The sequence below is a fragment of the Hydrogenovibrio sp. JE_KL2 genome (assembly GCF_009296185.1).
Classification (GTDB): domain Bacteria; phylum Pseudomonadota; class Gammaproteobacteria; order Thiomicrospirales; family Thiomicrospiraceae; genus Hydrogenovibrio.
In genome coordinates this window covers 435,255-448,004 of the sequence record NZ_WBJR01000001.1, presented here as the reverse complement: position 1 = coordinate 448,004, position 12,750 = coordinate 435,255, and the positions used below count along the sequence as shown (strand labels likewise).

Sequence of the window (12,750 nt, the reverse complement as noted above, 5' to 3'; positions counted from 1 at the left end):
GGACAGCTTACATGCTCAGTTATCTACACTCTTTTCACGCCGGTAATTTCGCCGATGTGCTTAAGCATATGGTGTGCGTTCATACCCTGCGTTACATGACCCAAAAAGACAAACCTGTTTTTTATCTGGACACCCATTCCGGCGCCGGCGCTTTTACTTTGAGTGATAACGAAGCGCAAAAAAACCGTGAGTATGAAAAGGGCATCGGCAAACTCTGGGCACTAGATCGTGCCAACTTACCGGAAAGTATTGTTCAGTATCTGGAAGCCGTTGACGACTTCAACATGGGTTCTGAACTCTCTCACTACCCCGGATCACCTTGGTTTGCACAACATCTTTTGCGGGACTATGACCGACTTTCGCTGTTTGAGCTGCATCCACGTGAATACCAAACACTGAGCAAAAACTTCAAGCAGGATCGACGCATCCACATTGCCAATTCAAATGGCTTTCAAGCTTGTATAAGCCAGCTTCCGCCAAAAGAAAAACGTGGTTTTATCTTGATGGATCCACCTTATGAGGTGAAAGATGACTATAAACAAACCGTCGAGTCTCTCATCAAAGCCCATAAAAAGTTCGCAACGGGAACCTATGCGCTTTGGTATCCGGTGGTGGAACGCCAGCGTATCACGCAGTTGGAAAAAGCATTTGTGAAAAGCGGTATTCGCAATATCCAATCTTTTGAGTTGGGGCTGACTTCAGACAATGGTTCTCGTGGGATGACTTCAAGTGGCATGCTGTTGATTAACCCACCGTGGACATTGTATGCCGCCATGGAGGAAGCGCTGCCTTTGCTGGCAAAAACACTCGGTGGTTCTGATGGTGTCTATCGTATTCAACAACTGGTTGCCGAATAAAAAAGCGACGTTAATGCTGGTCTTTTGAATCTCGATTGGCTTTTGACGACAGCATGTATTCATCTGCCAACTTGATTGCTTCTTCCGCGCTCAACCCCTGATGCATAAAGTCATAGGCAATTTGCTGGGCTTCGGTCAAGAAGCGGGTTTCAAAATCTGAAATAAGGGTTTTCCACGCCAACCGATGCTGTTCAATATTCGGTGTATGCGCCAGCAACTTGGCTAAAGTCGCAAAAGCAATCGTGCTTTCGTTCATGGTACCCAAGTGGTCTTTAAAAGCATCGAATTCTTTTTGAAGATCTGCCAGCTTCACATCAGCCTTGGCATCGGTACGCATAATCGACTCGACATCGACAATAAAGCGCTCAATCTCATGCTGGTTTCGTTCGGACTGGGATACCGCAAGGTTCAAAGCCAAACTGGCTTCTTGAAAATCGGCTTCATCCTTGGATAGCTCAGAGCCATCTTCCACAAAGTTGAATTCCGACAGTTTCGAGGTTTGCATGGAGACAACCGCCGTTTGTGCATCGGTCATCACCAGGCGGTGATGCGCCAGCAATTGGTTGCTGGTCACTTTGGAAATATGACAGCCGCAAATAAACTTACCATCGTCCAAATCTGAAGACTGCAAGTGAATGACCTGCACCCCTTCTAAACAATAGACTTCATCCGTCTCTGTATTTTTAACTCTTAGACTGACTTCCTGGCTTGGAAGAAACAAATCGTTTGATTCAACGACAAATCCAAGGCCGGTCAAGTTCACGTCATAGCCTTCAAATGGATCAGAAAAATCAACATCCTCGTGATCCGTTACCAAAAATGGTCGGAAGAAACGATGTGACTGTCTTTGCTCTAAATCCATTTGAATCATGGCACTAACTCTTACTTGATGCTTTTTTGAATGACTTTATCGTAACCGAGTGCTTCACAGTCTGCTTGGGGAATCCACCCTAGGCAACTTCTCACTCTTAATGACTGATAATTACGCCATATCGGCATAACCGTCAAGATTCCCCAACAAATTTCATACCAATGCCAACCAATAGCCGAAGGTTGTCTCGCCCACCAAATGTTGTTCACGCCAAAATGCTTGGTCTTGAAAATCAGGTGAATTGCCAGCCGCCAGTATTTCAATCCAAAAGTCAGTTGTGCTTTGTTCATATCACTGGTCTTTAAATTATTTGTCTTTCGAAGACATAGAGTTGAATTTAGCCATAAAGTCTTCCAACATTTTTTGATCGACCATACCGGTTCTTGCCGCAACTACTTCACCTTTAGGCGTCACCATATAGGTTGTCGGCAACCCTTTCAATGGACCAAATACCGTACTTCTGCCATTCGCACCGCCTTTTTCACGGACGATAGGATAGGAAACCATTTGCTGACGAGCAAAGTCTTGCACGTGCTTAACGTCACCCGTTTCATAATTCACGCCCAGCACAACTGCGTCTTTATCTTTATGCTTTTCATAGAACATCTCCAACTCCGGGATTTCCATGCGGCAAGGCGGACACCAAGTTGCCCAATAATTCACAATTACCCACTTGCCTCTGTAATCGGATAACTTAACGTTCTTTCCATCCAATGTCACAAATGCCGGATCATCCGATGAATCCGCTGCAAAAGCGCTGGTTTGCGACAATGCCATGACTCCCAGAGACAACAATAGTGCTGATAAAGTTTTTTTCCAATATTTAGATGAAGCGTTAGAAAAGCTAGATAAGCTGACCGAATCCAGACCGTGCATTTATGTTTCCTTTTATGTTTATTTATCGTTTGCTATTAGCATATTTTACCCTAAATTCAACGTTCTAACCGCTGAATAAAGTCTGACTAACTCGTACTGAGCAACCGGCTCAGTCAAATTTAGGCATTAGGATTTGCTTGGCGAAAGGCAGGGTCACTCGGCGTTTTTGTACGATGGAGGCTTCCGCTAACAAGCCTAGTACAGCCAGCAACTCCTGCAAATTTTTGGAGTATTGCTTGATGAGATAATTACAGACTTCCACCGACAGATGAAACCCTAACATTTCCGCGTGCTTCTGTAAGGCGTCAACAAGCGCTTTATCCGTTTTGATTGGTTCCAGCGGAATGGGTAACACATTAACCATTGCCGATGCCAGTTCCTTGGTGATGATGGTCCATTCGTGTATCGGTTGATTGGATGCAAAAAACACGGCATGCCCCATATTTTTAGACTTCATCAACAGATTCGCCAGCGCCAACTCCCAGTCTTCCTGCCCTATCACCAGATCAATATCATCAACACAGACCAGGTCAACCTGTTCCATGCCATCCAACACCATTGGCACAAAAGGTAAGGTGACATCTCCCAGAGGCAAATAAACACCTGCACCGAAAGACTGCGCACTATTTTGCTTTGCAGCATTCGCCTGATTTTCGATTTGAAAGCGGCAAGCCGCCTGCAACAAATGTGTTTTCCCAACCCCCATAGGCCCAATAAAACAACAGGCCTTGGTTCCCAGCACGGAGTTTTCCGACGAACCCTGAGTGTTTTTATCGATTCCACCTAAAGCCGACTGCAAAGCATTCAACGTGTTTTTTAACCCTTCACTTTCGCAAACATAAGTCGAAAAACGCGCTTCGTCCTTAAGCTCAATTTTCAGCGGTAATTGAGCATACATCATGGCGTTGTTACAGTGAAGATAAAGGATAGGAACATCGGTTAAGCCTCGTCAAACAGCCGGCATTAAGGCGCAATTGACTCGCCTTGCGGCATGGTTTCTATAACAGCCCCTTCGGTTTGGACATCATTGCCTTTTTCAACCTGAGGGTTTTGTGAAATTGCACTACTGGAAGCCTGCCCTTGTATCGCCAAAGGCGTACTGCTTGCACTACCAGAAACGGCTGTATCTGGCGATACGCCTGTAGATGAGTCTACGGGTTGGTTCGGTTGAGCTTCATCAGACCATTTTGCCTGAACGACACCGATAACCGCATCGTTATCTGTCACCAATACATGCGGAATTTGCTGAATTTTAGTTAACAGGTTGCTGTAAATACCTTGGTAAATGATTTCAAAGTTCGCCTGATTATTTTGCAGTGTATTCAATCTCACGGAGTGAACGACCGGTTTTAGGTTGTTCAATGCCGTCTCTACCGATTCCAAATCCTCTACCTGCTTAACATTATCCAGCGTCAGAGTAAGTGACCCCAGAATATCCGCTTGTGCACGGTAGCCTTGTGAATAGTAATCCAAGAGTCTGGCGAAAATGTCTTTCAAATTATCCATTGCAAGCGTGTTGTCGGCTTGACCATCCAGAACCTTTTGACCCTGCTTGTCAAAAAGCTCCCAATGAAAAGCTTTGTCACCTGTTTCCGAGACTTCTTCTTGATAGGTCATCAGGTAGTCCGCTTTGACTTGAGATTCCAAAAATACAATCTGTTCAGGCGAAGCATTTTGCAAAGGGTAAACCCACAGAGAAGAATCCACAGCGTTCGAAGGCTCTAAAACTGGTACTCCCATGCGTTCTGCTGGCTTTCTGTAATCCAACGCAGGATTATCTTCCAAAGCATCAGCATTCAAATTAACGGTGTCATTACCCAGTTTCTGCGACCCGAACACCAAGGTTTTTGGACGATTACTGTATGGCCACAGCACAAGATTGTGCTTCTGAAAATATTGATAAATATGTTTTCTGTCAAAGCTGAATTCTATTTGCGTTCCAACCGCGACCCCTTCTTGAACAATAGGCTGATAGCTGTAGCGGCTCAACCAATCTTTCGGGTTTTGTAACAACTCTTGAAACTCATCATCGTCATTAATATCTAGACGCCCTGTCAAGCGCATCAATTCAACGCGGGAGGCTTCCGCCAAGGCTTTGTCAAACTGATCTTGCTTCGATAAATTCGCATCGGAATCCGATATCGGAATTTTTACATCGAAAAGCTCATCACCAGCGTGCGCAGCACTCCCTACAAAAAAAGCGGACATGACGAATAACATCGCCACGACTTTTTGAACGCTTCTCCAATTATTTTGCCAGACGCCAAGCATCAAAGTTTCCTGCTTATTACTTAAATTTTAGTTACAATATGTTATCCGATTTTTTGACACTTAATAATATTAATAAACGCTTTTTGGGATGAGTTTTAAACTTAAGCTTGCCCCGAAAATCAACGCGATTAACAAGAAACATACGTATGACAACAGAAACCCAATCGATCAGTTATAAAGATGCCGGCGTAGACATCGACGCAGGTAATGCCCTAGTAGAAGCCATCAAACCTATTGCAAAAGCGACTCGTCGCCCTGAAGTATCCGCCTCTTTAGGGGGGTTCGGAGCTTTGTTCGAGCTTCCGATGGACAAATACAAACAACCACTTTTGGTTTCAGGAACTGACGGTGTAGGTACCAAGCTACGCCTTGCCATCGAAAGCGGCAAACACGACCAAGTGGGTATCGATTTGGTTGCCATGTGTGTTAACGACTTGATCGTTCAAGGAGCTGAACCACTATTCTTCTTGGATTACTATGCGACAGGCAAGCTTGATATTGCCGTGGCAAAAGACGTTATTTCCGGTATCGGTGAAGGTTGTTTGCAGTCTGGTTGTGCGTTGATTGGCGGTGAAACCGCTGAAATGCCGGGTATGTACCCTGACGGCGACTACGATTTAGCTGGTTTCTGTGTCGGTATCGTGGAAAAAGCAGATTTGATTGATGGCACCAAAGTTAAAGAAGGCGACGTTATGTTAGGTCTTGCCTCTTCGGGCCCTCACTCAAATGGTTATTCGCTAATCCGTAAAATCATTGAAGTCAGCAAAGTTGACCTTCAGTCAGATTGTGATGGACAACCTTTGATTGATGAATTGATGGCACCAACCCGCATTTACGTTAAGTCAGTATTGGAGTTGATGAAAAGCGTCGACATTCATGCAATCTCCCATATTACTGGCGGTGGTTTACTTGAAAACTTGCCTCGCGTCATGCCTAACAATACTTTGGCGAAAATCGACACGTCAAGCTGGAACCGCCCTGCAGTATTTGACTGGATTCAGCAAGCAGGAAATGTCGAATTCCACGAAATGCACCGTACATTGAACTGTGGAATTGGTCTGGTGATTGTAGTGGACGCTGCGGAGAAAGATAAAGCCATGGCAACACTAAGCCAAATGGGTGAAACAGTGGTTGAAATTGGTAAGATTGAAACATCAAGCCAAACTGAACCACATGTTGAATTGCTTTAATCCATCCGTTTAACCCAATTTGATATAACGCTAATGCATCGGTCTCTGACCGATGCTAAACGGATATGACACAAACATCTCAAAGAACTCCTATCGCGGTTTTGATTTCAGGCAATGGCAGTAACCTGCAAGCCCTGATTGATGCTCAATCGCATTCGCACTACGATATCCAACTCGTCATTTCTAATCGTCCCAATGTCAAAGGGATTGAGCGTGCGGAAGCCGCTGGCATCGAAACTTTAGTGTTAGACCATAAAGCCTATGACTCTCGTGAAGCTTTTGACCTCGCTATGATTGACGCACTGGATGCCAAACAGGTACAAGCAGTTATTTTGGCTGGGTTCATGCGTATACTGACGCCCGCCTTCACCCATCACTTTTTAGGGCGAATGCTGAACATCCATCCATCATTACTCCCTAAATACCCTGGACTTGATACTCACCAACGAGCATTGGAGGCTGGGGATAGCGAGCACGGCTTGAGCATTCATTTTGTGACTGCTGAACTCGATGGCGGCCCAGTCATCCTTCAGGCAAAAGTCGCCATAGAACCAAACGATAGCGCGGAGACCCTTCGTCAGAAAATTCATGCGCTTGAACACAAAACTTACCCTTTGGTTGCCGACTGGCTCGCATCTGGTGCGTTGACACTAGAAGACAATAAAGTGCGTTTCAAGAACACATTGCTCACGGCACCGCTTGATTTCGCTGAAATCATGCTAAAAGAACGCTAGGTGGCACCATGTTTTTGCTAACCCCTACACATCGCCTTACCTTAACTTTTTTAGCCTGCCTAACCCTTTTTTCTGCGCCGTCTCGTGCGGAGACACTTTATCCTTTCAAAGCGACGTTCAATGTACGTGTGTTTGGATTTAATGTGGGCGAAGCCAAGCAATCCCTAAGCTGCCAACAACAAAACTGTCTACTAACGAGCGAAGCCTCCCCCCCAAAATGGGCACAGCGTTTTATCAATGAATCCGCCATCGAAAAAATCAAACTGATTCAAAACGACAAAGAATTCAAATGGCTTGAGTACAAAAAGTATCTGACTCGCCATTACGACGACCACACCGAACACAAGACCTACACACTGGTTCGTGATGATAAGAGACACCGAGTACATTACGTTGAAGAGAACAAAAACTGGCCACTGCACAAACTGGTGTATGACACCATATCCATTGCTTATGCAATCCAGTATCGTGTCCGTAACCACTTACCGCTCAAAGACATGTACTTCCAAGACGACAAGGTACAACAAAAAATCCTGTTTTCGGTCACCAACCAGCCGGATGAAATCGACTTGGATTTCAAGGATGAGCTACAAACGAAGCGCTTTGAGTTCCATAATGATAAAATGAGCGTTAAATTATGGCTTGTACCGGAAATAAGAGACTTCCCCGGCCAGATTGAAATTGAAAACAAAGCGGAAAAGAGAACGATTACGCTTGAATTAAACAGAGTCCCCGACTTTTCCAACTGATAGAAAAAGACTATGAAGTTAAGCGATAGAGATATTATCCAGCATTTAAAAATCGGCAAAATCGGAATCGAGCCTATGCCTGACCAGAGTAAAATCAAAGGCATCAGCGTCGATTTGAGACTCGATAACAAATTCCGTGTCTTCAATGATCATACTGCCCCTTATATCGACCTGAGCGGCCCAAGCAATCAAATGCAAAAGATTATGGATACCATCATGGGCGATGAAATAACCATTGCCGAGGACGATGCTTTCTTCCTTCACCCAGGTGAGTTGGCGTTGGCAGCAACTTTTGAATCCGTCTCCATTCCAGATGACTTGGTCGGTTGGTTGGATGGACGCTCCAGCCTTGCCAGACTCGGCTTGATGGTACACGTCACCGCACACCGAATCGATCCAGGCTGGAACGGACAAATCGTATTGGAAATATTCAACAGCGGTAAACTGCCATTGGCACTAAGACCAGGAATGGATATTTGCGCCATCAACTTTGAAACCTTGTCCAGTGCTGCCATCAAGCCATACAACAAACGCGCAGATGCAAAATACCGCGATCAGAAAGGTCCTACTGCAAGCCGCATCACTCAAGATCAAGCTCGCAATATGGACGAGCGTCAGCTTGACCTATTAAGCTAAACACCAAAAAACAAATAAAAATCTGCCAGGTTGGGGGTATCCCCCTTCCAAATATCCGCAACGCTAAAATTTAACTTTATGAGGACGTTACCATGAGCTTCCTAAAAAAAATATTCTCTTCTGCTCTCAGTGAACCTCTACAGAATGACTTGGAATCTGCCCTTCGCAACCTGAATATCGAAGGTGTCGATAGCGCTGTCTTTCAAGACAAAATCCTAAAAGACGCCAACTTCAAAAAAGGCGTTCTTAGTCTTGATATCAGCTTGCCTTTCGCAGCGCGCTCATTATGGCCAGCTCTGGAACAACAACTTAGTCATGCGCTCCTTCAGAATGAAGAGGTTAAAGAAATCACAGTCAATTGGACGACTGATATTATCACCCACCAAACCCAAAATCAGTCGCAGCCCCTACCAGGTGTCAAAAACATCATTGCGGTGGCATCCGGTAAAGGCGGTGTTGGTAAATCCACAACCAGTGTGAACTTGGCATTAGCGCTAAAACAGGAAGGCGCAAAAGTTGGCATTCTGGATGCGGATATTTACGGTCCTAGCGTTCCGACCATGCTTGGCATTCACGACAAGCCACAGACCTTAGACGGTAAAAGTATGGAGCCCTTGGAAGCACATGGTCTTAAACTCATGTCTATTGGCTTTTTGATTGACCCTGCCGAACCAATGATTTGGCGTGGCCCTATCGTCACACAAACGCTGATGCAACTACTGAAGGAAACCAACTGGTCCGACTTAGATTATTTGGTTATTGACCTTCCTCCAGGAACGGGTGATGTTCAACTCACCCTATCACAACAAATCCCTGTGACGGGCGCGGTTGTGGTAACAACCCCTCAAGAAATTGCTTTAATTGATGCTCGTAAAGGATTGAAAATGTTTGAAAAAGTAAATATTCCAATCTTAGGTATTATTGAAAATATGAGCACGCATGTCTGTAGCCAATGCGGGCATGAAGAAGCTATTTTCGGTGAGCATGGCGGTGCCACTCTGGCGACGGAATCCAACACCAAACTGCTTGGACAACTTCCACTAGACAGTCATATCAGAATCGGAATGGATACCGGAAAACCTGCTTTGGTTGAACAACCTGCTGGAGAAATTGCCGGTCGTTATCGTCAAATGGCTTGGGCAATCGGCAGTGACATTGCTTTACAACGAAAAAGCTATGCATCGGTATTCCCCAACATTGTGGTGGAAAACAGCTAAGACTTTAGGATATTTGATGAATGGATAAGGGGAGAATCAGCTTCACAAATACCCCTTTTCCAAGACCTTTACTTTCAATTGAAAACTCACCCTTCACACTTTCAAGAAAAACCTTCACCAGCTGAAACCTTATCTCGTCAGCGGTTGCGATGCCACTGCGGATAAAGACATCAATATCATCAAATCGAGCAGGCTCAAACCCTTCGCCATTATCTTGAATGGACAAGCAAACTTTTGTCTCTGAGACCATTTCTGAATGCAAATGAACATGCCCTTTTTCAGTGACTTTCTTTGCTTTCAACAAGTGTCTATTAACCGACTCCAAAGCATTTCTCACCAGGGATGTTATTGCGAGTATCATTAAATTTCTTGCCAAACTCAATGATAGACTGGGATCTAAAGTCAAATCCGTGGTGAGTTCTATATCGTCTGGCAAGTTCTTCAATTCAGGAATCAAATTAAAAATCCGACTCCTTGCACTTTCTATGGTAAAAACCGTGATTTCGTCGCTCTCTGAAAAAAGTTGTTGTACCACTTGAACGGTTTTACTCAGACTTTTCGAGTCTGCCTGCAGGCGTTCATTGATTTCTTGAAACCTACTTTGGCTTTCTGCAACCGGTTGAACTTGCTGCTGTAAAAAATACAACAACCCAACCTGGCTGTTTACCTTGTCGCTAATCGATAACAAAATAGGGTTTAGCAAACTGTACATTGAAGCTTCAAAGATGTTTTCTGCCATCTTCTTCTCCAATCCATGCTGAAGAGTTGCCAGAGAATTGTCCTTATGCCATTCTTGAGCAAAATGCAAAGCTAACTGCTTGACTTCATCAACATCAAAAGGTTTCTTAAGCAACAACACTGAAGATTCCAACGCCTGCAACTGCGACTCGAATCGCTCACCTTTTGCATCAGTAAACAGCACCAAATAGACTCTAGGGTCAAGCAACTGAACTTCCTTGGCAAAAGCAATTCTTTCCTGAGATTTGTGTTGATTGATACTGATAAAAATAATCGAAACAGGCACTTCATCGTGAATGAAACCCTGTACTTGATGCAAAGCCTTTTCTAAATCCTCCGCCAACAAAAGCTCAAACCCTGATATTGCTGTTGACGCGCTTGCAGACGATTCGGTTTTTTTAGACATTACCGCTAACGGAGATGTCACATAACTGGTTTCTTCTGAAAAAATTTGCTTAAAAACGATGATTTCTCGCGAATCATCATTAACCAGCAAGATTCTAGGCTTCATTTAGAACCTCAGGCTGTTGCCAAGCAAAAATGGCGGTTGCCGTAGCATTATCCAAGTCCAACGCAAGTGACTTGCACAAGGCTCTAACCAATAACAGCCCTCTTCCGGAAAAGGCATTTTCTTTGTCTTCTGTCGTTAACTGTTTTGCACAAGACTCATCGTTACCGGATTCACTAAACGAATGTGAAACGCGAATTTCTATCTCTCCCGAATGCAGCCCTTTCGGCATTTGCCTGACGTAAATGGTAATCTTGCCGTCCTCCAACGTAGACAAACGCTTGTTCTTGAGCTCATTGAACTTACTGAACCCATCGGGTTGATCTTTAATCGAAGAATCCAATTTCAATAAACCATGCTCGACAGCATTGGCATAAAGTTCTGATATCACTAAATACAAGTCTTCCTTAAAGGAAATCAACGGCTGCATGACCATGATGGCATCCACCACCCCTTCAGTCGGATTGCCATTGACTCGGATATTCTTATGGCAAAAATCAAAAGTGAGTCGCCACTGCGTCGCAGGCTTAATTTCAATATTGGATGATTTCATGAGTTTTTGTTTGCTTTCACTAAGAATCTCGTCCATCGAAAGCTTGATGATAGTGACATCATCTTCAAACAAAGGTTCCGCACTAAAGGTTTTCGCCGACTCGACCAAGTCATTGATTGTCGGATTATTACGCGAAGAAATTTCTTCAACCAAACGTTCCACCCCGAACATCTTGCGGTCTGTATCCATCACTTCCACAATACCGTCGGTATATAGAAAAAAACAATCCTTAGGTTCCACCTCAATACGTAAGAAGTTCAAGGACATCTCGTTTGTATCCAAAATACCCAATGGCGGGGAGCTTGAGGGATACTCTTCTGCTTCTCTCTTGAGAGTATTGAATTTAATGATCGGTTGCATACCAGCATTAAAGATGGAAACCAACTTTCTGTCCGGCTGAATCTTAACCATAATGCAACTGAAAAAAATGTGCGTGGGCAGGATTTCTTTTAACTTACTGTTGATAACGCTCAACACCTCAGACGGCGTACGCCCTCTTCGCACCATGGAATAAAAAACTTCCGCCACAGGAATCGCTCCAATGGCGGCTGGCAAACCATGCCCTGTGAAATCGCCAAGCAACACCAGCACACTTCCTGAAGGCATCACCGTAGAAAGAAAAACATCGCCATTAAAAATCGATGCCGGCTTAATATGCGTTTCAAGCCCAGGCACCAATTTACCGGGGCCATGAACGAACTTCTCAAAAATACGCTCGGCAGACCGATGTTCAAGTTCCAGATTTTTGTGTAATGAAGAAATCGTTTGATTTGATTTGTATAGTTCCGTCGTCAACTGTTTCATGCGTAGTAGCGACAATATCTTGGCTAGAAACAACTGTTCGGAATAAGGCTTTTGCAGGAAGTCGTCAGCACCAACTTCAAGTGCTTTTTGTATCGCTTCGGAACTCACCTCGTTCGTCACGATAAAAACAGGAATCATTTGATTTGACGAGTTCGACTTAATTTTTTCAACCAAGTCGTATGCGCTCATAAATGGCAAGGTTAATTCAGAAATAACCAAATCAACTGGCTCTGATTCAAACATTTGATAGGCATCCAAACCATTGGATGCAAATAGAACGTCATAACCGTTTTTCTCAAGTACAAGTTTTAAATAAAAACGGTTTGTTTCGGATGGGTCAACTACGAGAATTCTCAAAGCAGCCCTCTCAATTACTGCCAGCTAGACAATCGTGAACAATTGGTCAAATTTCGCCACCTTTAGAATATTCATAACTTCCGGTGTCACATGGGTAAACTCGATTTTCGCAGGATTACCGCCTGTTTTTTCCCGAAGCAACAGCAACATACCGAGTGCCGAACTGTCCATATAAGTGGTCTCTGACAGGTCTATCACGAACTTGGATGCTGAATCTAAGTGCTCATTCAACGTCTTGTTGAAATCATCGTAGCAACTAATATCAAAATTCCCTTTAATGTAGATATTCACCACACCATCATTCACCTGAGTTTTTACACCCATGACTAAACCTCCCCTGTAGCACAATGCATTTTTTAGTGCGTAACGACACAATCCATTTAAACACC

The 12,750-nt window shown here is 44.2% G+C and carries 14 protein-coding genes; 6 read left to right on the top strand and 8 right to left on the bottom strand.

The window, feature by feature from the left end; genetic code table 11:
* The first annotated feature begins 11 nt into the window (after window positions 1–11).
* Window positions 12–857, top strand: a complete 846-nt coding sequence (locus F8R13_RS02130) for a 23S rRNA (adenine(2030)-N(6))-methyltransferase RlmJ (protein WP_152831678.1) — start codon at window positions 12–14, stop codon at window positions 855–857.
* Between the two features lie 10 nt (window positions 858–867).
* On the opposite strand, the gene F8R13_RS02125 is transcribed toward F8R13_RS02130, so the two are convergent.
* The 5 genes from F8R13_RS02125 to F8R13_RS02105 form a co-directional block, all read right to left on the bottom strand.
* Entirely contained in the window at window positions 868–1,728 is an 861-nt protein-coding gene (locus F8R13_RS02125; RefSeq protein ID WP_152831677.1) for a PilZ domain-containing protein, read from the bottom strand.
* An 11-nt stretch (window positions 1,729–1,739) separates the two neighbouring features.
* Complete coding sequence (locus F8R13_RS02120) at window positions 1,740–2,018, bottom strand: hypothetical protein (protein ID WP_152831676.1); 279 nt, start codon at window positions 2,016–2,018, stop codon at window positions 1,740–1,742.
* Window positions 2,019–2,034: 16 nt separating this feature from the next.
* Window positions 2,035–2,604 carry a TlpA disulfide reductase family protein gene (locus F8R13_RS02115; protein WP_253806298.1) on the bottom strand — a complete coding sequence of 190 codons (570 nt, stop codon included), beginning with the start codon at window positions 2,602–2,604 and terminating at the stop codon, window positions 2,035–2,037.
* Between the two features lie 109 nt (window positions 2,605–2,713).
* Entirely contained in the window at window positions 2,714–3,505 is a 792-nt protein-coding gene (locus F8R13_RS02110) for a DnaA ATPase domain-containing protein (protein ID WP_253806297.1), read from the bottom strand.
* 62 nt (window positions 3,506–3,567) lie between these two features.
* Window positions 3,568–4,875 (bottom strand): DUF2066 domain-containing protein, encoded by a 1,308-nt coding sequence (locus F8R13_RS02105; RefSeq protein ID WP_152831675.1) that lies wholly within the window; start codon window positions 4,873–4,875, stop codon window positions 3,568–3,570.
* 146 nt (window positions 4,876–5,021) lie between these two features.
* Here F8R13_RS02105 and purM point away from each other — a divergent pair, with 146 nt between their 5' ends.
* The 5 genes from purM (at window position 5,022) to apbC (ending at window position 9,401) form a co-directional block, all read left to right on the top strand.
* The gene (gene purM, locus F8R13_RS02100) at window positions 5,022–6,065 is read left to right on the top strand and encodes a phosphoribosylformylglycinamidine cyclo-ligase (RefSeq protein WP_152831674.1); all 1,044 of its coding nucleotides are present in this window, start codon (window positions 5,022–5,024) and stop codon (window positions 6,063–6,065) included.
* A 65-nt stretch (window positions 6,066–6,130) separates the two neighbouring features.
* On the top strand, window positions 6,131–6,799 hold the full coding sequence (gene purN / locus F8R13_RS02095) for a phosphoribosylglycinamide formyltransferase (RefSeq protein WP_152831673.1): 669 nt from the start codon (window positions 6,131–6,133) through the stop codon (window positions 6,797–6,799).
* Window positions 6,800–6,807: 8 nt separating this feature from the next.
* Window positions 6,808–7,548, top strand: coding sequence for a DUF3108 domain-containing protein (locus F8R13_RS02090; RefSeq protein WP_152831672.1), 741 nt, complete (start codon window positions 6,808–6,810; stop codon window positions 7,546–7,548).
* Window positions 7,549–7,560: 12 nt separating this feature from the next.
* The gene (gene dcd, locus F8R13_RS02085; RefSeq protein ID WP_152831671.1) at window positions 7,561–8,184 is read left to right on the top strand and encodes a dCTP deaminase; all 624 of its coding nucleotides are present in this window, start codon (window positions 7,561–7,563) and stop codon (window positions 8,182–8,184) included.
* A gap of 92 nt (window positions 8,185–8,276) precedes the next feature.
* The gene (gene apbC / locus F8R13_RS02080; RefSeq protein WP_152831670.1) at window positions 8,277–9,401 is read left to right on the top strand and encodes an iron-sulfur cluster carrier protein ApbC; all 1,125 of its coding nucleotides are present in this window, start codon (window positions 8,277–8,279) and stop codon (window positions 9,399–9,401) included.
* Window positions 9,402–9,405: 4 nt separating this feature from the next.
* On the opposite strand, the gene F8R13_RS02075 is transcribed toward apbC, so the two are convergent.
* The 3 genes from F8R13_RS02075 to F8R13_RS02065 are packed head-to-tail and all read right to left on the bottom strand — an operon-like array spanning window position 9,406 to window position 12,685.
* Window positions 9,406–10,650 carry a hypothetical protein gene (locus F8R13_RS02075; protein WP_152831669.1) on the bottom strand — a complete coding sequence of 415 codons (1,245 nt, stop codon included), beginning with the start codon at window positions 10,648–10,650 and terminating at the stop codon, window positions 9,406–9,408.
* Window positions 10,640–12,361 carry a fused response regulator/phosphatase gene (locus F8R13_RS02070; protein WP_152831668.1) on the bottom strand — a complete coding sequence of 574 codons (1,722 nt, stop codon included), beginning with the start codon at window positions 12,359–12,361 and terminating at the stop codon, window positions 10,640–10,642. Before F8R13_RS02070 ends, F8R13_RS02075 begins: the two co-directional genes overlap by 11 nt.
* A 24-nt stretch (window positions 12,362–12,385) precedes the next feature.
* A complete protein-coding gene (locus F8R13_RS02065) occupies window positions 12,386–12,685 on the bottom strand; it encodes an STAS domain-containing protein (protein ID WP_152831667.1) in 300 nt (99 codons plus the stop codon).
* Between the last annotated feature and the right edge of the window lie 65 nt (window positions 12,686–12,750).

Excerpts from the sequence above, each read along its gene's own strand:
- F8R13_RS02130 (WP_152831678.1), top strand. The coding sequence starts at position 12 with ATGCTCAGTTATCTACACTCTTTTCACGCCGGTAATTTCGCCGATGTG.
- F8R13_RS02125 (WP_152831677.1), bottom strand. The coding sequence starts at position 1,728 with ATGATTCAAATGGATTTAGAGCAAAGACAGTCACATCGTTTCTTCCGA.
- F8R13_RS02120 (WP_152831676.1), bottom strand. The coding sequence starts at position 2,018 with ATGAACAAAGCACAACTGACTTTTGGATTGAAATACTGGCGGCTGGCA.
- F8R13_RS02115 (WP_253806298.1), bottom strand. The coding sequence starts at position 2,604 with ATGCACGGTCTGGATTCGGTCAGCTTATCTAGCTTTTCTAACGCTTCA.
- F8R13_RS02110 (WP_253806297.1), bottom strand. The coding sequence starts at position 3,505 with ATGATGTATGCTCAATTACCGCTGAAAATTGAGCTTAAGGACGAAGCG.
- F8R13_RS02105 (WP_152831675.1), bottom strand. The coding sequence starts at position 4,875 with ATGCTTGGCGTCTGGCAAAATAATTGGAGAAGCGTTCAAAAAGTCGTG.
- purM (WP_152831674.1), top strand. The coding sequence starts at position 5,022 with ATGACAACAGAAACCCAATCGATCAGTTATAAAGATGCCGGCGTAGAC.
- purN (WP_152831673.1), top strand. The coding sequence starts at position 6,131 with ATGACACAAACATCTCAAAGAACTCCTATCGCGGTTTTGATTTCAGGC.
- F8R13_RS02090 (WP_152831672.1), top strand. The coding sequence starts at position 6,808 with ATGTTTTTGCTAACCCCTACACATCGCCTTACCTTAACTTTTTTAGCC.
- dcd (WP_152831671.1), top strand. The coding sequence starts at position 7,561 with ATGAAGTTAAGCGATAGAGATATTATCCAGCATTTAAAAATCGGCAAA.
- apbC (WP_152831670.1), top strand. The coding sequence starts at position 8,277 with ATGAGCTTCCTAAAAAAAATATTCTCTTCTGCTCTCAGTGAACCTCTA.
- F8R13_RS02075 (WP_152831669.1), bottom strand. The coding sequence starts at position 10,650 with ATGAAGCCTAGAATCTTGCTGGTTAATGATGATTCGCGAGAAATCATC.
- F8R13_RS02065 (WP_152831667.1), bottom strand. The coding sequence starts at position 12,685 with ATGGGTGTAAAAACTCAGGTGAATGATGGTGTGGTGAATATCTACATT.